Genomic DNA, 21,828 nt, shown 5'->3' with positions numbered 1-21,828 from the left:
CCAGGTGTCGGCCGACACCAGCCTTGCCAGGTAAGGGACTTCAGTTGGACGGCGAACGGACCGAACGGCCGTGAACGGCGAACCGAACGGCACCTCCGGCGGGCCGGAGGTCCGTTCTGCCAGCCCGCCGTCGGAGGAGGAGCCGTGTGAGTTCACCGGTCGTCCGTCGGGGGCGCGTTTCTCCTTCCCCGGCCTGTTGTGTTTACGTGACTTCGCGGCGCGACTCTCGGTCATGCGCACGACGGCGCACCACCCCGACAAGCGACGGCAGGGTGGTGCTCCTCGCGCCCGAGGGCAGTCAAGGGGATGTCGAACGAGGCGATGTCCGTGCCGTTCCTGGTTTGCCGAGAACGTTGCGGATGCGAGTGGCAACGTGCAGGTTGAGCCGGGTCTCGACATCGCCGAGATCGTGGTCGGTGATCTCGCGGATGCGCCGGAGGCGGTAGCGCACGGTGCTTCGGTGGATCTGCAGAACGTCGGCCGTGGTGTCGTAGCTGCCGCCGCTCTCCAGGTAGTGCGAGAGCGTGGTGACCATGTCGGTGTGGTGTCGGGCGTCGTACTCCAGAAGAGCTCCGAGCCATTCCCTGACGAAGCGGTCGGTCTCCCGTTCGCCGTCCCCGGTTCCCATCATGCGGCAGATGCCGATGTCCTCGAAACTGGTGCTGCCGTGCGGTTCCGGAGATCTGCGCCGTACGGTGAGAGCACGGACGGCCTCGTCGTAGGAGTGCGGCAGTTCGGTGAAGAGGTCGCAGCGGCTGCCGACGCCGACGGCCCCGGTCGCCGTGCCGAGGTCCTGCGCGACGGCTCGGTACAGGGCATCGCCGGGATCGGGACCCGCCACCAGGACGACCGTGGTGGTCTCTCGGGCACCGATGAGCACATCCAGTCCCAGGCGCTCGGACGCCCGCGCGACGGCGTCGCCCAGCGTCACCTCCTCCGCTGCTCCGTCCCACTGCAGCACGGCGATGCGGTGCGGCCCGTGCAGGTCGTGACCGAGGGCGGCGGCATGGACGAACACGCCGTCGGTCGCCTCACCGGAGATCAGTCTTTCGACCAGGTCGTGGCGCAGCCTCGGCTCCAGCTCGGCGAGAGCGCGTTCGTGGGAGAGCTCGGGGGCCAGGGCCAGGCCCGTCTCCTCCAGAGCCGCGGTGTCCAGCTTCCCCACACGTCGGTCGGGGTCCACCAGGGCGACCAGTCCGAGCAGGTCGCCCGCCGCCTCGATGGGGACGACCAGTCGGTCCCGGTCGCGGACGGCGCCCTGCCGGCGCCGCACCTGCCGCAGCAACTCGTCCCGGGGCCGGTTCGCCGATCCGGGGCGCGGTCCGCCACGGCCGGGGCCTGCCCACGCCCGCAGATTGCCGAAGGGATCCTCGGTCAGTGCAGAGAAACCCGTGTGGTCGTGCAGGGCCCGGAGCATCCCCTTCTCACCCTTGCCGGAGGCCCCGACACGGGTGAGGGCTCGGTGAAAGGCGTTCTGGTACGAAAGGGTGGACACGGTGGCGCTGAGATCGACCCCGGGTCCGGGTTCCTCCGCCGTCGGCCACAGTTCCCTCTCGGCCTGGGCGGGCTTCTCCCATGGCCGGCTCAGTCCCGCGAGTGCGGCTGCGGCCTGCCGGGCGAGCAGCTCGGCGTCGGCGGTCTCCTCGGCCGAGGGGGTGTCCAGTATGCGAACGACGAGGTAGCCGAGACATCGCCCGTGGTGGCGCAGCGCCAAGGCCCACAGGCAGTGGCCGTCCTGGTCGTCCCAGCGCCCGCTGCGGCCCTCCAGCGCACCGACCCACCGGTCGACGCCGTCGGCGGCCGTCGGGTCGTCGTCCGTCACGGCGGGCTCGGCCGCCGTGACGGACGATGCCACGATGCCCGGCCGGGAATGACCGGAGCCGGCCGTGGAACACCGGCGACACCGCTGCGCGACGCCGTGGTGAGCCGCATAGGCCGCTTCTGCCGCGAACGGCCCGGTGACGGCGATCGCCGCCATGGCCGCCCACACCACCTCACGTTCGTCGGTGGCGTCGAACATCGCCGTGGTGAGACGGAGGAACGTGTGCCGGCCGGCCCAGCGCTGCGGGATCGGGCGCACAGCACACACCGTCGATGATCCGGAGCGGGCAGCATCCATCGGAGATCCATTCGTGTCTCGACACAGCAGCTCTCCGCCTTTCACGCTACGCCGTCCGGCACCGGGCCACCTCAGCTGGCCCGGTGGACGCCCTGACCTCGCGGGACGGGCGGGCCAGCCCGGATTGGTCCTGCCGGGGCAGGGAAACGCGTGCGCCGCCGCGCCACCCTTTCCCCTGTGTGGCCGCGAGCGGGCCCGTGATCCCGGCAGCCGCGGTGTTCGGTCAGTGCCGCGACGGAGGAGAATCCCATGGCCAGGGCAGTAGGTATCGACCTCGGCACGACCAACTCGGTCATCGCGGTCTGGGAGGGCGGTGAGCCCACCGTGATCCCGAATGCCGAGGGAGCCAGGACCACACCCTCGGTGGTCGCCTTCTCCGACACCGGCGAGCGGCTGGTCGGACAGCTGGCACGCCGGCAGTCGATCCTCAATCCCAAGGGCACCATCACCTCCGCGAAGCGGTTCATCGGCCGTCGCTTCGACGAGGTCCCCGAGGAGGCCAAGGCGGTCTCCTTCGACGTGGTCGAGGGACCGGGCGGGGTGGCCCGCTTCGAGGTGAACGGCAAGCAGTACGCGCCGGAGGAGATCAGCGCGCAGGTGCTGCGCAAGCTGGCCGAGGACGCGGGGAAGTCGCTCGGCGAGCGTGTGACAGAGGCTGTCATCACCGTACCCGCCTACTTCAACGACGCTCAGCGACAGGCCACGAAGGACGCGGGAAAGATCGCCGGTCTGGAAGTTCTGCGGATCATCAACGAGCCGACCGCCGCAGCCCTGGCCTACGGTCTGGACAAGAAGGGCCATGAGACAGTCCTGGTCTTCGACCTCGGCGGCGGCACCTTCGATGTCAGCATCCTCGACGTCGGCGACGGCGTGGTGGAGGTACGGTCGACGGCCGGCGACTCCCATCTGGGCGGCGACGACTTCGACCGCCGGCTGGTGGACTATCTGGCGGACGCGTTCCAGAAGACCGAGGGCATCGACCTGCGCAAGGACCCGCAGGCCCTGCAGCGCCTGTTCGAGGCGGCCGAGAAGGCGAAGACCGAACTGAGTTCGGTCACCCAGACCCAGGTGAGTCTGCCGTTCGTCACGGCGGATGCCTCCGGGCCCAAACACCTCACCGAGACCGTCCGCCGTTCCACCTTCGAACAGATCACTGCGGATCTGGTGGAGCGCTGCCTGGCCCCGGTCAAGCAGGCGATGGGCGACGCGAAGATCAGCGACAACGACATCGACGAGGTCATCCTGGTCGGCGGCTCGACGCGTATCCCGGCCGTACAGGCTCTGGTACGGCGCCTGACCGGCGGCAAGGACCCCAACATGAGCGTCAATCCGGACGAGGTGGTGGCGCTGGGCGCCGCCGTTCAGGCCGGGGTGCTCAAGGGCGAGGTCAAGGACGTCCTCCTGCTGGACGTCACCCCGCTCTCGCTGGGCGTGGAGACCGCGGGCGGCGTCATGACGAAGATCATTGAGCGGAACACCACCATCCCCGCCCGACGGTCCGAGGTCTTCTCCACGGCCGAGGACAACCAGCCGGCCGTCGACATCGTGGTGCTCCAGGGCGAACGCGAACTGGCCGCCGACAACAGGGTGCTGGGCCGCTTCAGGCTGGAGGACCTCAGGCCCGCCCCCCGCGGGGAGACCCGGATCGAAGTCACCTTCGACATCGACGCCAACGGCATCCTCAAGGTCGGCGCCAAGGACAAGGACACCGGCGCCGAACAGTCGATCACGATCAGCGAGGGATCCAACCTCGACCAGGCCGAGGTCGATCGGATGATCGAGGAGGCCGAGCGCAACCGCACCGCCGACCAGGCGCTGCGCCAGGCCGTCGACGCCCGTAACGAACTCGACGCCGCCGCGTACCAGGTGGAGCGCCGGCTGGGAGAACTCGGTGACGCCGCGCCGCAGCACGAGCGCGCCCGCGCCGAAATGGTCATCGAGGAGGCGCGTACCGCAGTCAAGGAGGAGGCGCCGGTGGGCCGCGCCCGCGCCCTCAGCTCCGAACTCCAGCAGATCTACGCCGCACTGGCCACCCACTCCGCCGCGGCGGCACAGACCGCGGACCAGGGCGCAACGTCCGCCTCGGGCGGGCCCTCCGGTGGCGACGACGACGTCATCGACGCCGAGTTCGACCGGGGCTGAGGTGGCGTCATGTCGGAACATGACCAGGCACCTCCCGCCGAGGACGCAGCCCGGACGGAGCATCCGCAGGAAGAGGCACCCGCACCGCAGGGCCCGTCGGCCCTCGACGCCGAGGAGCTGGAGGACCGGTGGCGGCGAGCCCTCGCCGATCTGGACAACCTCCGCAAGCGGTATGCCCGCGACCGCCCCCGGGAGCTGGAGGCGGAACGAGCCAGGGCCACGGCCGTCTGGCTCCCGGTCGTCGACAACCTCGAACTGGCCCTCGCCCATGCCGACGCGGACCCCGAAACGATCGTCCGCGGTGTTCAGGCGGTACGCGATCAGGCCCTGGACGTGCTGAGAAGCCTCGGCTATCCGCGCCACGACGAGACCGGTGTCCCCTTCGACCCCGTGCTGCACGAGGTGGTCTCCGTGGTCGAGGACCAGGACACCGCCCCGGGAACCGTCGTCCAGGTGCTGCGCCCCGGCTACGGCGACCCCGACCGCCAACTGCGACCGGCGGCGGTAGCGGTCAGCCGAAAGCAGGAGTAACCCGCCATGGCACGCGACTACTACGAGGTGCTGGGCGTCCCCCGGACCGCCGACGCGGCCGAGATCCAGCAGGCATTCCGCACCCTGGCCCGGCGTCACCACCCGGATGTCAACAAGGATCCGGCCGCCGAGGAGCGCTTCAAGGAGATCAACGAGGCGTACGGAGTCCTCTCCGACCCCGATACCCGGGCCAGGTACGACCGGTTCGGCGCCGACTTCCGGCAGATCCCGGAGGACTACGACGAGCGGGTCGCGGCAGCACAGGGCTTCCGCGGGGCCGGAGCCGGAGCGTACCGCGGCGGACCCTTCCAGGGGGGCCGGGGCGCGGGCCGTGGAGGCGCCCGGGTCTGGACGGAAGGCGACTTCGCCACCGCCGGCTTCGACTTCGAGGACCTCTTCGGGGGTGTGTTCGGCGGCCGGGCGGGCCGCGGGCCAGGGACGGTACCCGGCGCCGACCAGGAGGCCGAGTTCACCCTCACCGTGGAAGAGGCCTACCGCGGCGGCCGGCGGAAGATCACCCTGGGTGGCCCCGGCGGGGAGCGCAGCTATGACGTGAACATCCCCGCGGGTGTCGTCGACGGGCAGCGCATCCGGCTCGCGGGGGAGGGAGGCCGGGGCCGCGGTCAAGGCGCCGCGGGGGACCTCTACCTCGTGGTCCGTATCGCCCCCCACCCCCGGTACCGGCTCACCGGTCGCGACATCCACGTCGATCTGCCGGTCACGCCCTGGGAGGCCGTCCTGGGGGCGACCGTGCCGGTCACCGGCCCCGGCGGCACCGCGAAGGTCCACGTCCCCCCGGGTACCTCCACCGGCCGGCGGCTGCGGCTGCGCGGGGAGGGGATGCCCCACCCCAAGGGCTCCGCCGGTGACCTCTACGCCGAGATCCAGGTGATCGTGCCCTCGTCGCCGAGCCCGCGCGAACGCGAGTTGTTCGAGGAGCTGGCCGGGGTCTCGACCTTCGACCCGAGGAAGCAGGCATGAGTGACGATCAGCGTTCTCCCGCCGAAGACGCCGCGCACGGCCGAGCCGTCGCCCGGTATCCGCTGGTCCGGATCTGCCGGATCACCCCCTACGAGCTGTCCCTGGCCGGTGTCGCCCGACGCAGCGGCCTCTCGCCCGACCTGGTCCGCCGCTTCGTAGCCCTTGGTCTGCTGGACGCCGAGCGGGACGCCCACGGGCGACTGTGGTTCCGTACCACCGCTCCGTCGGCCATCGCCCGCGTGCAGCGACTGCGGACCGGTCTGTCGCTCAACTACGCGGCCGTCGGGGTCGTACTGGACCTGCTCGACCGTATCGACAATCTGGAGAGGGCGCTGCGGCGCAGCCGACGAGCCGCCGAGGAGCGAACGTCATGGACATGAACCGCCTCACGCAGAAGTCCCAGGAAGCGCTGCAGGAAGCGCAGAGCGTGGCGGTGCGGCTCGGCCAGAACGAGGTCGACGGGGAGCATCTGCTGCTGGCGTTGCTCGACCGGCAGGACGGCCTGACGACCCGGCTGCTCGCCAGAGCCGGAGCCGGCGCCGACCCGGCCGCGCTGCGGGGCGCCGTCGAAGCCGATCTCGCCAAGCGCCCGCGCACCACGGGACCGGGCGCCGCCCCCGGCCAGGTGATGATCACCCAGCGCCTCGCCCGATTGCTCGACACGGCGGAGCAGGAGGCCAAACGCCTCAAGGACGAATACGTCTCGACCGAGCACCTGGTCGTGGCCCTGGTGGACGAGGGCTCGGCCACCGCCGCCGGCCGACGGCTCGCCGAACAAGGCATCACCAAGGACACCTTCCTCGCCGCCCTCACCCAGGTGCGTGGCCACCAGAGGGTCACCTCCGCCAACCCGGAAGCCGCCTACGAGGCTCTGGAGAAGTACGGCCGAGACCTGGTCGTGGAGGCCCGCACCGGTCGGCTCGACCCGGTGATCGGCCGGGACGCAGAGATCCGGCGGGTGATCCAGATCCTCAGCCGCAAGACCAAGAACAACCCCGTTCTGATCGGCGAACCCGGCGTCGGCAAGACCGCCATCGTCGAGGGTCTGGCCCAGCGGATCGTGCGCGGTGACGTACCGGAGGGGCTGCGGGACAAGACGGTGTTCTCGCTCGACATGGGCTCGCTGGTGGCCGGAGCCAAGTACCGCGGCGAGTTCGAGGAACGCCTCAAGGCCGTCCTGGCGGAGGTCAAGGGTGCCGAGGGCTCGATCCTGCTCTTCGTCGACGAGTTGCACACCGTCGTCGGTGCCGGCGCCGCCGAGGGCGCCATGGACGCGGGCAACATGCTCAAGCCGATGCTGGCCCGCGGCGAACTGCACATGATCGGCGCCACCACGCTGGAGGAGTACCGCAAGCACATCGAGTCCGATGCCGCCCTGGAACGTCGTTTCCAGACCGTCCTCGTGGACGAGCCGACCGTCGAGGACGCGATCTCCATCCTGCGTGGGATCCGCGAGCGCCTGGAGATCTTCCACGGCGTCAAGATCCAGGACGGCGCGCTGGTCGCCGCCGCCACCCTCAGCCACCGCTACATCAGCGACCGCTTCCTCCCCGACAAGGCCATCGACCTGGTCGACGAGGCGTGCGCGCGGCTGCGCACCGAGATCGACTCGATGCCGGCCGAACTGGACGAACTCACCCGTCGGGTGACCCGGCTGGAGATCGAGGAGGCGGCCCTGGCCGAGGAGACCGACCCGGCAAGCCGTGCCCGCCTGGACGACCTGCGCCGTGAACTGGCCGACCTGCGGGGCGATGCGGACGCCAAGCATGCCCAGTGGGAGGCCGAACGACAGGCCATCCGCCGCGTCCAGGAACTGCGTCAGGAACTGGAACGTGCCCGGCAGGAGGCCGAGGAGGCCGAACGCGCCTACGACCTGAACCGCGCCGCCCAGCTGCGCTACGGCACCATCAGCGAGCTCGAACGCCGCCTTGCCGCCGAAGAGGAGCAACTCGCCGTCAAACAGGGCGAGACACGGCTGCTGCGCGAGGTGGTCACCGCCGAAGAGATCGCCGAGATCGTCTCCGCCTGGACCGGTATCCCCGTCACTCGGCTCCAGGAAGGCGAACGGCAGAAACTGCTGCGCCTGGACGAGATCCTGCGCGAGCGGGTCATCGGCCAGGACGAGGCCGTACAGCTGGTCGCCGACGCGGTGATCCGGGCCCGCTCCGGAGTGCGCGACCCGCGCCGGCCGATCGGCTCGTTCATCTTCCTGGGCCCCACAGGCGTCGGAAAGACCGAGCTGGCCAAGACCCTCGCCGCCGCACTCTTCGACAGCGAGAGCAACATGATCCGCCTCGACATGAGCGAGTACCAGGAGAGGCACACCGTGAGCCGCCTCGTCGGCGCACCTCCTGGATACGTCGGCTACGAGGAGGGCGGCCAGCTCACCGAGGCGGTGCGCCGCAAGCCGTACTCCGTCGTCCTCTTCGACGAGATCGAGAAGGCCCACGCCGACGTCTTCAACATGCTGCTCCAGGTCCTGGACGACGGCAGGATCACCGATGCCCAGGGTCGAACCGTCGACTTCCGCAACACAGTCGTCATCATGACCTCGAACCTCGGATCCCAGTACCTGCTCGAGGACGCCACCGACGCCGGTGAGATCAAGCCCGAGGTACGGGAACTCGTGATGGGTGAGCTCAACAGCCACTTCCGCCCCGAATTCCTCAACCGTGTCGACGACATCGTCCTGTTCCACCCGCTCGGCCTGGCGCAGATCGAACGCATCGTCGACCTGCTCCTCGACGAGCTGCGCCGTCGCCTCGCCGACCAGCGCATCTCCCTCGTCCTCACCGAACCGGCACGCCGCCTCATCGCCGCCGAAGGCTACGACCCGGTCTACGGCGCCCGTCCGCTGCGCCGCTTCATCTCCCACGAGGTCGAGACCAGGATCGGCCGCGCGCTGCTCAGCGGCGAGGCGACCGAGGGCGTGACGATCCTGGTCGACGCCCAGGACGACGAACTGGCCTTCACCCTCCAGGACGAGCCGCAGGAGTCGTCATGAGCGCCTCCCCGGTCAGTCACACCGCCCGCTGCGGCACCTGCGGCAAGACCAACCGTGTCCCCGCCGCCGCACAGGGCCGCCCCCAGTGCGGCAACTGCCGAGCTCCGCTGCCCTGGATCGCCGAAGCGGGGGACTCCGACTTCGGTACCGTCGCCGAGCAGGCCGGTCTGCCGGTCCTCGTCGATCTCTGGGCCACCTGGTGCGGCCCCTGCCGGATGGTCAGCCCCGCTCTGGAGAAGGTCGCCAACGATCTGGCCGGCCGGATCAAACTTGTGAAGGTCGACATCGACAAGTCACCGGCGCTCGCCCGGCGCTTCGAGGTCCAGGCCGTCCCCACTCTGCTGGTCCTCGACCGGGGCCGGACCATCGCCCGCCAGGCCGGCGCCGCGTCGGCCCCGGTGCTGCGCCAGTGGGTGGAGCAGGCACTGACGGACAGCGCCCGGCCCGCCTGACCGACCCTGGAGGCCGCGATGACCATCCCGCCCGACCCACACATCTCACTGGTCCGACCCGTCACCGCCAGGACCCCGCAGAGGTGCGAGGTTCCTCCTGGGTCCATCTGCGGCTCTGTCTCACCTGTGGTCACGTCGGATGCTGCGACTCCTCCCCGATGCGCCATGCCCGCGGACATGCCGCCACGGCTGGACATCCCATCGTGCGGTCGAGCCCGGCGAGGACTGGCACTGGTGTTTCGTCCACGAAGACATGGTCTGAGCTCTCCCGCCCTCAGGTCCGCCCCAAGGGAAGTGCACTGTGACCGCTGAAACGCCCACGCCGTACGACGCGTACCCACAATTGACGGATGACCAGATCGAGGTGCTCAGCGCCTGTGGACAGCGGTGGCCGACCGTCGAAGGTGAACTGCTCTATCAGGCGGGCAGACCCAGTCAGGAGTTCTTCGTCGTCCTCAGCGGCACGGTGGCCGTGGTAGAAGGCCATGGCGGTCGGGAGAGGACCTACCAGCTCCATGGCCCCGGGAGTTTCCTCGGCGAGCTCGGCCTGCTGGAGGGGCAGGCCGCCTTCCTCACCGCCGTGGTCCGTGCCCCCGGTGAGGTCCTGGCGGTCGGTTCGGCCGAACTGCGCGACCTGCTCATCCGCGAACCCGCGCTCGGCGACCTCATCCTGCGCGCCTGCCTTCTGCGTCGGACACTGCCGGCCGGGATGGCCACCGGTTTCAGGATCATCGGCTCCGCGTTCTCCCCGGACACCCGGAGGCTGCTCGAGTTCGCCGCCCGTAACCGGCTCCCGCATCGCTGGATCGATCTGGAGAAGGACACCGAGGCCGAGTTGCTGCTGCGCCGTGTGGGAGTGACACCCGAAGAGACCCCCGTGGTGGTCTGGCACGACGACCGGGTGCTGCGCAACCCCACCGACGCCGAGCTGGTACGGGTGACAGGCCTGCGCTCCGACACCCCCACAGAAGCCGTCTGCGATCTGCTGGTGGTCGGCGCGGGACCCGCGGGTCTGGCCGCGGCCGTGTACGGGGCCTCCGAAGGACTGGCCACGGTCGTCCTGGAAGCCGTGGCCACCGGCGGTCAGGCCGGAACCTCCTCCCGGATCGAGAACTACCTCGGATTCCCCGCCGGGATCTCCGGCACCGAACTCGCCGAACGCGCCGCCGTCCAGGCCGACCGGTTCGGCGCCCGGATCACCGTCCCCGCCGAAGCCGCAGTCCTGGAACAGCGGGACGGGTCCCACGTCGTGACGCTCACCGACGGTGCCACGATCTCCGCCCACACCGTCGTGGTGGCCACCGGCGCCCGGTACCGGCGTCTGCCCGCGCCCGGCGTCGAACGGCTCGAAGGAGCCGGGGTCCACTACGCCGCCACCCTCTGGGAGGCGAGAAACTGCCGTATGGACCCCGTGGCCGTCGTAGGCGGCGGCAACCCCGCCGGCCAGGCCGCGCTGTTCCTGGCACGTCAGTCGCCCGCGGTGCATCTGCTCGTACGTGGCGGCGACCTCACCCACAGCATGTCCCGCTACCTGATCGACCGGATAGAACGGCACCCCCGGATCGATGTGCTGATGCACACCGAGGTCCGGGAAGTCACCGGCAGCGACCGGGTCGAGTCCGTTCTCGTCCAGGACAGCAGAACCGGCGAACGGCAGGTGCTGGCAGCGCGCGCCCTGTTCGTCTTCATCGGCGCGCGCCCCGCCACATCCTGGCTCGACACGGCCGTCGACCTGGACCCGCACGGCTTCATCCGCACGGGCCAGGACGTGGTCGACGTCCCCGCGAACCTCTGGCGCCACCTCGCCCGTGCCCCACTCGCCCTGGAGACCGGTCTCCCGGGACTCTTCGCTGTCGGCGACGTCCGCAGCGGCTCGGTCAAGCGGGTTGCCTCCGCGGTGGGCGAGGGCGCGATGGCGGTCCGCCTGGTGCACGAGCACCTCCGGGGGGTGGGCTCTCCGGGCATACGTCGACACGCGACGAAGGCCACGACGACCCGAGGGTGAATGACTTGGTGACGTTCTTCCGACATGCCTTCCGGCAGGTGGTCGTCAGCCGGGAGAGTCCGCGGTCACGGCGTCCAGGAGGTCCTACGTCCAGGAGGCCTGGGCGGGCCGCTCTCCACCCGGCTTCACCGTGCCGGAGGCCGCACGGATGCTGCTGAGGGCTGCAGCAACCACAGCCTGCGGCGTGATGTCGAATTCCTGGTAGAGGCGCTGATAATCGGCGGAGGCGCCGAAGTGCTCCAGACTGACGATGTGGCCCGCGTCGCCCACGATGTCGCGCCAGCCCTGACCGACGGCTGCCTCGACGCTCACGCGGGCGCGCACAGCGGGCGGCAGTACCGCGTTCTGATAGGCAGAGGGCTGAGCGTGGAACCACTCCCGGCATGGCATGGACACCACGCGTGCCTCGTACCCTTCGGCAGCCAGCAGGTCACGCGCCTGCAGAGCGATGTGCACTTCCGAGCCGGTCGCGACAAGGACGACGTCGGGCTGCCCGTCGGCACGGTCCACGAGGACGTACGCGCCGCGGGCCGCCTCCTCGGCCGGGGCATGGGTGCCGGTGCCCCGTTCCAGGACGGGCAGCGGCTGCCGGGTGAGCACGAGACCGGCGGGCCTGTCCTGATGCTCGATGATGGTGCGCCAGCAGACGGTGGTCTCGTTCGCATCGGCCGGCCGTACGACGTCGAGGCCAGGAATCGCCCGTAGCGCGGCCAGGTGCTCGACGGGCTGATGGGTGGGCCCGTCCTCGCCCAACCCGATGGAGTCATGCGTCCAGACGTAGGTGGCCGGGAGCCGCATGAGCGCTGCCAGACGGACAGCCGGACGCATGTAGTCGCTGAAGACGAGGAATGTGCCGCCGTAGGGACGTGTCAGACTCTGCAACGCGATGCCGTTGAGGATTGCGGCCATGGCGTGCTCACGGATGCCGAAATGCAACGTCCGCCCATAGGGATTGCCCTTCCACTCGGCCGTCTGCTTGGCGACCGGGATGAAGGAGGGTTCCCCCTTCATCGTGGTGTTATTGCTCCCCGCAAGATCGGCGGACCCGCCCCACAGTTCGGGCAAGACGGGCGCCAGCGCCGTCAGTACCTCGCCGGATGCCTTGCGGGTGGCCATTCCGACAGGGTCGGCGGGGAAAGCCGGCAGCTTGTCGGCCCAGCCGTCGGGCAGACGCCGGTCGCGCAACCGGTCAAGCAGCGCGGCCCGGTCAGGATGGGCAGCGCGCCACCTCTCATACACACCCTCCCACTGGCGACGTGCAGCAGCGCCCCGCTCCCGCACCTTCCTGACGTGGGCCAGGACTTCATCCTCCACGACGAAGCTCCGACCCGGGTCGAAGCCCAGCAAGGCCTTGGTGGCGGCGACTTCTTCGTCACCGAGCGCTGCGCCATGGGCCTTTCCGGTGTTCTGCTTCGTGGGGGCGGGCCAGCCGATGACCGTACGCAGCACGATCATGGACGGCCGCGAAGCGTCCTGCTTGGCGGCCGTGATCGCCGCCGAGAGGGCGTCGACGTCCTCGACATAGGAGCCCGTGAGCGTGAAGTCGACTGTCTGCACCTGCCATCCGTACGCGGAGTAGCGCGCGGCGACATCCTCGCTGAACGAGATCTCGGTGTCGTCCTCGATCGAGATGTGGTTGGAGTCGTAGAAGACGACCAGATTGCCCAGTTCCTGGTGCCCGGCGAGCGAACTCGCCTCCGATGTGACTCCTTCCATGAGGTCGCCGTCCGAGGCGACGACGTACACGTGATGGTCGAATGGGCTCTCACCCGGCGGGGCGTCGGGATCCAGCAGCCCGCGCTCACGCCGTGCCGCCAGCGCCATCCCCACCGCGGCGGCCAGCCCCTGGCCCAGCGGACCCGTGGTGACCTCCACACCCCGGGTGTGGCGGTATTCCGGATGCCCCGGCGTTGCGGAGCCCCAGGTACGGAGCTGCTCGAGATCCTGCAGCTCCAGTCCGTACCCGCTGAGGTACAGCTGGATGTACAGAGTGAGACTTGAGTGCCCGCAGGAGAGCACGAATCGATCGCGTCCCAGCCATTGGTCATCGGCAGGGTCGTGGCGCATGACCTGCTGGAACAGCAGATAGGCCAGCGGGGCCAGGCTCATCGCGGTTCCCGGATGACCGTTTCCCACCTTCTGGACCGCGTCAGCGGCCAGAACGCGTACGGTGTCCACCGCTCGTACATCCAGCGGACCCCAGCCCACCGTGTCCGCGACCGGAAGTGCGAGCTTCGTATCACGACCCGCAATCATTCCGGTGGCTGCCTGTCGCTCATCCATGGCACTGCCTTTCTGGACACGGGCTGAAGCGTCCTCGGTGAGCTCGCCGGTACGGCCGCATGCGCTCACTGTTCCGAGCAGGGGCACCAGCAGTCCGATGCGCAGTCGTCGGCCCCGCATCGGGCTCCCATCGCCGCTCTGCCGTGACGCGTCATTATCAACAGGCGTCGCCGTGGCTGAATGCCGCGACATGCCGTTGACGGACGTCTCGCGGCGGAAGGCCGGCGAACCGATGGGCTGGGCCGATGACTCCCTCGGACACCGCAGCGCCGGCCCGACGGGCGGTGTGCGGGCCGACAGTGTCATCGTGCGCCGTTGCGCATCGCACCGGTGCTTCCCTGGCGCACGGTCTGCTGCAGCCACTGCCTTTCCTGATCGGTCGGCCGGTGCGAACCCGCACGGCCCAGCACCGTTGGCGTCACACGCCGGCAGGTAATAGGACAGGGATAACGGTGGCACGGAGGAGTGGACCGGAATGCAGATCGTTGTCGACCTCAATCGGTGCCAGGGTTACGCGCAGTGCGTGTTTCTCGCTCCCCAGGTGTTCGAACTGCATGGCGAGGAGGCCCTGATGTTCAGGCCGAGCGTGCCCGACGATCAGCATGAGCGCGTCCGACGCGCGGCGGCGGCCTGTCCGGTACAGGCCATCCTGGTCGGCGAGCCGGCAGGCCTCGGCGCCTCATGATCGGCGAGGGCCGGATCGTCGTCGTCGGCGCGTCGCTGGCCGGTCTGCGCGCCGCCGAGACGCTGCGCGAGGAAGGCTTCGCGGGATCGCTGACCCTGGTCGGGGAGGAGTCGCACCCCCCGTACGACAGACCACCACTGTCCAAGCAGGTGCTGCTCGGGCGGGTGCGCGCGCAGGACGTCGCGCTGCCGAGCCGTCGTGCGGTGGACGCCCGGTGGAAGCTCGGTGTACGGGCCGTTGGGGTCGACCCGATCGAGAAGCGGGTGATCCTCGCCGACGGTGAACAACTCGCCTACGACCGGCTGCTGATCGCCACCGGAACCCGGGCCCGACCCTGGCCGAACGCCGACGAAGCCCGCCTGGACGGCGTACTCACCCTGCGTACGAACGACGATGCGGCCCGCCTCGCCGAACGCCTCGACGCCGGACCGCGCCGGGTGCTGGTGATCGGCGCCGGATTCATCGGCTCGGAGATCGCCTCCGCCTGCCGGGAGCGCGGTCTCGACGTAACGGTCGCCGAACGCGGACCCTCGCCCCTCGTCGGCGCGCTCGGCGGGACACTCGGAACCTATGCCGGGAAGCTGCAACGCGCGCACGGAGTCGACCTGCGCTGCGGCGTGACCGTCACCGCGCTGAAGGGCAGCAAGGGCCGGCTCACCGGCGCCGAATTCTCCGACGGCGGCCGGATCGACGCCGATGTCGCCGTGGTCGCTCTGGGCGCCCTCCGCAACACCGAATGGCTTGACGGATCAGGCCTGGCCGCGGGCCCCCGAGGCGTCGCGTGCGACGCGGGGTGCCGAGCCTTCGACATGTACGGGATCGTCACCGACGATGTCTTCGTCGCCGGAGACGTGGCACGCTTCCCGCACCCGCTCTTCGAGTACCAGATGCTCTCCCTCGAACACTGGGGCAATGCGGTTGCGCAGGCCGAGGTGGCGGCCCACAACATGATCAGCCCGGGGCCACGCAGGCGCCCGCACCTGACCGTGCCCGCCTTCTGGTCCAGCCAGTTCGGCCTGAACATCAAGTCCGTGGGTGTACCGACCTTCTCCGACCAAGTGGTCATCGCCCAGGGCTCGTTGCGCGAGGGTCGCTTCGTCGCCGTCTACGGCTACCGGGGGCGCATCACCGCGGCGGTCAGTGTGAACCGCGCCAAGTGGCTGGAGCACTACCAGTACCTCATCGAGACGGCGGCACCGTTTCCCCCCGCGCCCGGTGCCGCCGACCGGCCCGGTTCGGCCGGTCCCGTCCCCTCCGACGTGCCGTCCCCACAGCTGCTCTCGCACGGCCCGACCGTGGCTCTCACCGGTCATCTGCCGGACAGGCACCTGACTCTGGTGCGGAACGAACCGTCCCCGACCGCCACCCACCGTCGATGAGGAGCCCCACGCATGCCCCCGGACACTCTCTTTGAGCGCATCACCGATTACGCGAACCGCGCCGACCCGTATCCGCTCTACGCGGAACTGCGCGAGAGCGGGGTGGTACGACAGGACAACGGCAGCTACCTGGTGGGCACCTACCATGAGATCGCCGCTCTGCTTCATGACCCACGGATCAGCTCGGACCTCCGTAACCGCAAGGACCCGGACCCGGACGCGGCTCTGGCCAGGTCGGACGAACTGCCGCCGGCCTTCATCGGTGTCGACGACCCCGAACACGACCGGCTCCGCCGCCTCGCCATGCGCCCCTTCGGTCCGCCGCACTCCCCGGGACGGGTCGACGCCCTGCACGGCGACATCACCCGGATCGCCGAGGAGCTGATCCGCTCGTTCCAGGACAAGGACCGGATCGACCTCGTCGACGATTTCGCCTACCCGCTCCCCGTCACCGTGATCTGTCGGCTCCTGGGCGTGCCCCAGGAGGATGTGCCCCGTGTCCGCGCCTGGACGAACGCGATCATCGCCGGTTTCGACCCCACGCCCGGGGAGGACCCGGAGCAGCGTCGGCGGTCGGCCCAGGAGGCACGGATGGCGATGGCGCACTATCTGGGCGGACTCGCCGAAGAGCGGCGCGGCCACCCGTCCGGGGACCTGCTCTCCGCCCTGACCAATGACGAAGGCCCCGAAGGGCGCCTCACACATCCGGAACTGATGGCCACAGCGGTCCTGCTGCTCATCGCCGGTCACGAGACGACCGTCAACCTGATCACCAACGGGATGCTCACCCTGCTGCGTCACCCCGACATCCTCGAGCAGCTGCGCGCCGCGCCCGAACTCATGCCGAGGGCGGTGGAGGAACTGCTGCGCTACGAGCCCCCCGTCCACTTTCTGCCACAGCGCTCACCGCTCACCGATATCGACGTCGCGGGCATCACCGTCCCCAAGGGCGCACCCCTGATCCTCGTGCTGGCTTCCGGCAACCGGGACCCCCTGCGATTCCATGACCCCGACCGGTTCGACCCGATGCGCGAGGACAATCAGCACTTCGGCTTCGGCAGCGGCATCCACAACTGCTTCGGCGCCCCGCTCGCCCGTATCGAGGCGCAGATCGCGCTCGACGCGCTCCTCCGCCGCCTCGACGACCCCCGTCTGGTCGAGGACCCGCCTCCGTACCGGCGCAGCCCCGTGCTGCGAGGTCCCCGCCATCTCCTGATCGAGCGCGCCGCAGGAGCGTAGGCTGCCGGTCGCGCCCGACCGGCCACCGATGGGGGACTGCCCGATCGGTGCGTCGGGTTCCGGACCGACGCCGTGGAGCGGCTGCCCGGACGCACGCCGCGGACTGGTGCGCGCGCAACGCCGAGGTGTTCCGGCGGCCTCCCGCTGTCTGACCGGACGGACGACTGCGCCTGCTGCCGCCTCGCCCGCACGATCCTCCTCCACGGCCAGGGCGGCCGAGTTCGGCCTCGTGCTGCCCGGAACCAGCTCACCCCGTGACGTCCGGCAGGGGCCGGTGATGTGCAGAGCGGGGCTGCGGGCCGAGGTCCGTACGCGAAGAGGCGGTCACCGGAAGATCCGATGACCGCCTCAGACCTGTGGCGGATGCTACTGGCAGGTGCCCGCGAACGTCTCGCGCGTCACCACGTCCGTCGCAGCGGCCGTGGTGTCCAGCCAGACGATGCGCTGTCCGTCACCGAGCGACGGGGCCAGCTGCGAACCGGAGGAGCAGGAGGCGAGGCTGAAGTTGTTCAGCCCGGCCAGCACGTCCGCCGTCGTGGAGACCTTCACCTTGGTCGGGCCGTTCCAGGCGCCGAGAGCGCCCCAGATGTCGTACGTCGAGTAGGCGAAGTACTCGTCGCTGACCGAGAACTGGGCGACGTACAGACTCTTCGGGTAGGTCAGGTTCTTCATCTGGGTCACGTCGGCGGCCGGCGTCGATCCGATGGTGGTGCTCGGGATCAGGAACCCGCCGCTGGTGCGGTAGAAGACGCGGTTTGAGGTGAGCTGGATGTCCGAGATGCTATTGAACAGGAAGGCGGGGATCCGCTTGTTCTGGGTCGTTCCCGTGGCGATGTCGTAGACGTACAGGTACGTCCCGTCGCCGCCGGCCCAGGCGATGGTGCCGTTCTTCATGGCGAGGCGCGAGGCCTTGGTGCCGGCATCGGGCGTCACGTTGACCGTGGTGCCGTCGGCCTTCAGGAGCATGACGTCCTGCTCGCCGTCGGCAGTGGTGCTGATGTAGGCGAGGGCGCCGTTCTCCGTGACCGGTTCGGTCTCGTCGGCGTCCGGGGTGTCGACCAGCTTCTTGATCGCGCCCTGGCCCTTGTCGCCGGCCTGGTAGATGCCGACGCCGGCGGCGGAGATCCGGGTGAAGACGACACGCTCGTCGTCGAGGGACGGGTCCATGAGGTAGGCGTCCGACTGCGCCAGCTCGTGCTGGGGCTTCTTGCCGAATCGTCCGACCGTGATGCCGAAGGCGGCGCCGCCCTGGCCCCAGGCGATCGCGTCACCGTGGCCGATGGCGTAGACATCGCCGTTGATCTGGGCGGCCTGCTCGTCGATGCCGCTGTACACCTCGTAGGCGGGCAGGACGTCGGCGCCGATGGTGGTGCCGTCGTGGGTGCCGGACTTCTGCTCCCAGCCCTGCTCGATACCGTGGTCGTCGAAGGCCCGGCCGATGGCGTCGAGGTCGGCCGCCGAGACCTTCAGGGACTTTGCGGCCAGGGTGACCGCGTTGCGCATGCCGGTGAAGCCGGACAGCGGGGTGAGGTAGTTCTGGGCTGCTCGGTAGGTGATCCGGTCGGCGAGGCCGGCGTCGATGTTCTTGCGCATGTCCCACAGCGCCCCACCGACGATGGTGGAGTTGGAGTGCACACCGCCGTTGTCGATGTCGAGCGTGATGGGCTCGTAGTCGGTCTGTGCGTTGCGGCCGTCGTTGAGGTCGCGCAGCGCGCACTTCTCCAGCGGCTTGGTGCCGTTGCAGAGGTACTCGCCGACGAGGCCGGACGTCGGGTCGCTCATCGCGACGCCCTTGTCGGCGGTCTCCATGGCGTTGCCGAAGTAGTCGGAGATCGCCTCGTTCAGGGCGCCCGACTGGTTCAGGTAGACGAGCCCGGCGGAGTGCTCGGTGACGCCGTGGGTCATCTCGTGACCGACCACGTCCAGGCCCACGGACAGCGGCACGCCGGCCATGTGGCCGTAGACCATCTTGGAGCCGTCCCAGAAGGCGTTGGCGTAGTCCTTGCCGTTGTTCGCGACGTTGACGACGGAGTAGATCGTGCCGCCCTTGCCGTCGACGCCGTCACGGCCGAGCTTGTCCTTGAGGTATTCGTAGACCTTCGCCGCGTTCACATGTGCGTCGACCGCGCCGGATGAGGTGTTGGTGCCGTCGAACCGGTCGCTCGCGGAGGTCGCCAGGGGAACGTCCTCGGTGACCGGGCCGCCCGCCACGAGCGAGTAGCTCTTGCGCTGGGCGTCGTAGGTGCGTATCTGGCCGCCGGTCCGCGCGTGCATGTTCCGGGTGGAGTCGACGAGCGTGTACGACCCGCCCGTCTCCTTGTTGATGTCCAGCTCCGCCTCGGAGCCGTCCACGCGCACGCCCGTGCCCTTGGCCGGTGCGGCGTCCGCGGCGTCGATGTTGTTGTACGAGAGGGCGATGCCGCCGATGTTCGCGTCGACGTACACCTCCTGGCGCACCGGGCTGCCGTCGGCCTCGGCGCCGGTGACGGTGAAGTGCCAGGCCAGCTTGCCGCCTCGGGCGTCCGGCAGGACGATCAGGCCGTGGCCCTCGGTCTTCGCGCCCTCGACCCGCGACAGCTTCCGGTCGAGGGCGAACATCCGCTTCTCGGCGGCGGCCTCGGAAACGCTCGGCGTGGTGGAGACCGACAGGTCCGTGTACAGGGTGCCCGTGGCGGAGGTGACGCTCTGGCCGCCGTCGGCCGCCTCGGTCTGCACGGCGTATTCGGCGCCGAAGACCGGCACCCCGTTGTGCTTCTGCTGGAAGCGGACGGACGACTGCTTGCCGTCCTTGCTGGTGCTCACGGTCTTGAGGTCCGTGACCGGAACCTTGTAGGTGTCCTCGTGGGCCTTCAGGTGCGCCCGCGCGGCCTGGGCCGGAGTGCCCTCACGGACCGTGTCGTCGAGACGCTGAGTCATGGCGGGCGCGACGGGCACCCGGTCGCCGGCCACGGTGGTGGCCGGCGGCGCTTCCTCGTCGGCCCAGGCCGGTGACGTCAGCAGTGTCGAGCCGGTGGCCGCGACGACCACTGCGGCGGCCAGGACACGGCGAAGCCGTCTTTGTCGTGTCGGAAACACGTGAACCCTCCTCTATCGCACTGATGGGTGAACTCGCCCAGCTGCGTGAGGTGCGGGAGCCCCACGCGGTCGGTGCCTAGATGTTTGGGCACGGTCGGTGGCGCGTACAAGAGATGTCCCTGGCGTGAACACGCCGCGGCGTAAATACGCCTCAAATAGCGTTGTTTTCAATCCGGTTCGGAGGGATTTGCGAGTCCGCCTCGTCCAGCCAGCCGCTGCACGCCGCATGCCAGCCGAGCTGGAAACGTGTGGCTGCCCCCACCTCGACCATGAGGGACTGCAGGCGGCGCTGGACGGTACGGTGCCCCATGCCGAGCTGACGGGCGATGGCCGCGTCGGTCAGTCCCACGTACAACAGGGAGACGATCTGGCGGTCCACGGCGCCGAGTTCGGCTCCGTCGGCGTGCCCGGCCCTGGGATTCGTGTCGGAGGGAAGCAGGCGCCGGCCCCTCTCGAAATGCGCTTCGAAGAGCGAACTGAGCGCGGTGAGCAGTCCGGTACCGTGCACGACCAGCGCGACCGGGTCGATGCCTTCGCGACCGGGGGCGAGCGGCAGCAGGGCGATCTGCCGGTCGACGATGATCAGTTTGATGGGCAGCTTGTCGACGACGGAGATGTACTGGCCCTGGGCTGCATAGGTGGCCATGGTCGCCGCTGTTTTGGGACGTTCGAGCCAGTCGCGCTCGATGACCCCCCGGAGGGCGATCCCGCGCCGCATCAGCACGTTCTCGATCTCGTCGTGGTTGTCCTCGAAGGTGATCACCGCGTGGTAATCGTGCAGCGGAATCATGCTGCATACCTCGATGGTGGCCTGATTCTGCATCAGCAGGAGTCTGCGCCGGATCGCAGCCGCCCCCGACAGCACCTCGATGGGCGCTCCCGAGGCATGGGCCTGGGCGGAACGGTGACGTTCGGCAAGGGTTGTCACGAGCGACTCGACGCGGTGCAAGGCCGCCCGCCGGGATTCCAGCAGGGGGCCGAGAGCGAGCACGGGGGAGGAGGCCCGGTAGCGGACGACGGCGTCGCCGACGGGTTGGGCGCTGGCGAGACCGCGTTCCACCAGGACGTCGAGGGCGCGCGCGACCTCCTCGACACGCCCGGTCGACTCGCCCGCGAGCGCGGCGGGTTCACTGTCGGGCCGGTCGACGAGGAGCCGGTACACGGCGTCCTCCAACGGCTCCAGGCCGAGGAACGTGAGCAGAGAGGCCTCTGCCGCATCCGGCGCGACGGGGGCGCCGCCCGACGGGCGAGGGCCGTCGGCGCTCAGTGCTGTCCTTCGACGCAGTGGCGCCGGGAAACACCGGACGCCCGCAACGGACACACGCCGCGACACCGGAGTGCCCCGGTCACTGCCCCACCCTCGGCCACTGTCCTCGCCCCTTTGTCGTACTGCCGTCGTCGCCCGGTGATATCACATTATCCGGCTGACTCCGTGCGTGATACGAGGCCATTCGGGGCGGTCGGCTGCGGGCGGTGGTGCAGGACAGCACCACATGCCGCGGGTCGGCCGTGTCGGTGTACGCAGAACCTGCCGAGCCAGGGCGATGGCGCCGACAGGGGCCATCGTGCGCGGCGGCGGACTCGTCACGATCAGCCGTGGGTCAGCACCGAGCCGAAGCGGGATACGGACAACCGTGACCGTGCCGTGGAAGCTTCGGAAGCCGACCGAGGGAAGGGCCAAAGAGGTCAGCTCGCGATAGCGGCGTGCGGGCTGGAGCGCGCCCTGGTGGCTGATGGAGCATGCTGCTGGAGACGGAAAGGCGATCGACGAGGTGACCGGCCACGCGATCGCCCGCATTGCCTTCCGGGTGATATTCCTGCCGCGGACGGGTGTCGGAAACCGCAGCCGCCGAGCTGGGTGCACAGGCTGTTCGACCAGGATGAGCCGGCTCTCAAGGGAGGCCGGGCCGATCCCCATCAGAAAGGAAATTTC

General features: G+C 69.6%; 14 protein-coding genes and 1 pseudogene. 11 read left to right on the top strand and 4 right to left on the bottom strand.

Going from position 1 to position 21,828, the window contains the following annotated elements; genetic code table 11:
* Nucleotides 1-298: 298 nt before the first annotated feature.
* Nucleotides 299-2,080 carry a PucR family transcriptional regulator gene (locus tag ACWD6R_RS03985; RefSeq protein ID WP_451817253.1) on the bottom strand — a complete coding sequence of 594 codons (1,782 nt, stop codon included), beginning with the start codon at nt 2,078-2,080 and terminating at the stop codon, nt 299-301.
* Between the two features lie 288 nt (nt 2,081-2,368).
* Between ACWD6R_RS03985 and dnaK the strand changes: the two genes are divergently transcribed.
* From dnaK to ACWD6R_RS03945, 8 genes and pseudogenes are all read left to right on the top strand, one after another.
* On the top strand, nt 2,369-4,261 hold the full coding sequence (gene dnaK / locus ACWD6R_RS03980) for a molecular chaperone DnaK (RefSeq protein ID WP_451817252.1): 1,893 nt from the start codon (nt 2,369-2,371) through the stop codon (nt 4,259-4,261).
* Between the two features lie 9 nt (nt 4,262-4,270).
* Nucleotides 4,271-4,792, top strand: a complete 522-nt coding sequence (locus ACWD6R_RS03975) for a nucleotide exchange factor GrpE (RefSeq protein ID WP_451817251.1) — start codon at nt 4,271-4,273, stop codon at nt 4,790-4,792.
* A gap of 6 nt (nt 4,793-4,798) precedes the next feature.
* Nucleotides 4,799-5,773 (top strand): DnaJ C-terminal domain-containing protein, encoded by a 975-nt coding sequence (locus tag ACWD6R_RS03970; RefSeq protein WP_451817250.1) that lies wholly within the window; start codon nt 4,799-4,801, stop codon nt 5,771-5,773.
* Complete coding sequence (locus ACWD6R_RS03965) at nt 5,770-6,153, top strand: chaperone modulator CbpM (RefSeq protein ID WP_451817249.1); 384 nt, start codon at nt 5,770-5,772, stop codon at nt 6,151-6,153. The genes ACWD6R_RS03970 and ACWD6R_RS03965 overlap by 4 nt, the downstream gene beginning before the upstream one ends.
* Entirely contained in the window at nt 6,144-8,777 is a 2,634-nt protein-coding gene (clpB, locus tag ACWD6R_RS03960) for an ATP-dependent chaperone ClpB (RefSeq protein WP_451817248.1), read from the top strand. The genes ACWD6R_RS03965 and clpB overlap by 10 nt, the downstream gene beginning before the upstream one ends.
* On the top strand, nt 8,774-9,229 hold the full coding sequence (gene trxA, locus ACWD6R_RS03955) for a thioredoxin (protein ID WP_451817247.1): 456 nt from the start codon (nt 8,774-8,776) through the stop codon (nt 9,227-9,229). The genes clpB and trxA overlap by 4 nt, the downstream gene beginning before the upstream one ends.
* 18 nt (nt 9,230-9,247) lie before the next feature.
* Nucleotides 9,248-9,491: pseudogene (locus tag ACWD6R_RS03950) on the top strand (UBP-type zinc finger domain-containing protein).
* Nucleotides 9,492-9,530: 39 nt separating this feature from the next.
* Nucleotides 9,531-11,234, top strand: a complete 1,704-nt coding sequence (locus ACWD6R_RS03945) for an FAD-dependent oxidoreductase (protein WP_451817246.1) — start codon at nt 9,531-9,533, stop codon at nt 11,232-11,234.
* Between the two features lie 84 nt (nt 11,235-11,318).
* Here ACWD6R_RS03945 and tkt read toward each other — a convergent pair whose 3' ends face one another.
* Nucleotides 11,319-13,517, bottom strand: coding sequence for a transketolase (gene tkt, locus ACWD6R_RS03940; RefSeq protein ID WP_451817245.1), 2,199 nt, complete (start codon nt 13,515-13,517; stop codon nt 11,319-11,321).
* Nucleotides 13,518-13,992: 475 nt separating this feature from the next.
* Here tkt and ACWD6R_RS03935 point away from each other — a divergent pair, with 475 nt between their 5' ends.
* Genes ACWD6R_RS03935 through ACWD6R_RS03925 form a run of 3 tightly spaced genes read left to right on the top strand, consistent with a single transcriptional unit; the run spans nt 13,993 to nt 16,820 of the window.
* Nucleotides 13,993-14,202, top strand: coding sequence for a ferredoxin (locus ACWD6R_RS03935; protein ID WP_451817244.1), 210 nt, complete (start codon nt 13,993-13,995; stop codon nt 14,200-14,202).
* Nucleotides 14,199-15,581: an NAD(P)/FAD-dependent oxidoreductase gene (locus tag ACWD6R_RS03930; RefSeq protein ID WP_451817243.1), complete on the top strand. Its 1,383-nt coding sequence runs from the start codon at nt 14,199-14,201 to the stop codon at nt 15,579-15,581. The genes ACWD6R_RS03935 and ACWD6R_RS03930 overlap by 4 nt, the downstream gene beginning before the upstream one ends.
* A 12-nt stretch (nt 15,582-15,593) precedes the next feature.
* A complete protein-coding gene (locus tag ACWD6R_RS03925; protein ID WP_451817242.1) occupies nt 15,594-16,820 on the top strand; it encodes a cytochrome P450 in 1,227 nt (408 codons plus the stop codon).
* Nucleotides 16,821-17,186: 366 nt separating this feature from the next.
* On the opposite strand, the gene ACWD6R_RS03920 is transcribed toward ACWD6R_RS03925, so the two are convergent.
* Both ACWD6R_RS03920 and ACWD6R_RS03915 read right to left on the bottom strand, forming a co-directional pair.
* The gene (locus tag ACWD6R_RS03920) at nt 17,187-19,895 is read right to left on the bottom strand and encodes a M4 family metallopeptidase (protein WP_451817241.1); all 2,709 of its coding nucleotides are present in this window, start codon (nt 19,893-19,895) and stop codon (nt 17,187-17,189) included.
* Nucleotides 19,896-20,046: 151 nt separating this feature from the next.
* Nucleotides 20,047-21,069 carry a hypothetical protein gene (locus ACWD6R_RS03915; RefSeq protein WP_451817240.1) on the bottom strand — a complete coding sequence of 341 codons (1,023 nt, stop codon included), beginning with the start codon at nt 21,067-21,069 and terminating at the stop codon, nt 20,047-20,049.
* Between the last annotated feature and the right edge of the window lie 759 nt (nt 21,070-21,828).

The sequence above is a fragment of the Streptomyces sp. NPDC005151 genome (genome assembly GCF_053599875.1).
The sequence above is the reverse complement of the archived record's forward strand: the minus strand, read 5'-3'. Positions and strand labels throughout refer to the sequence as shown.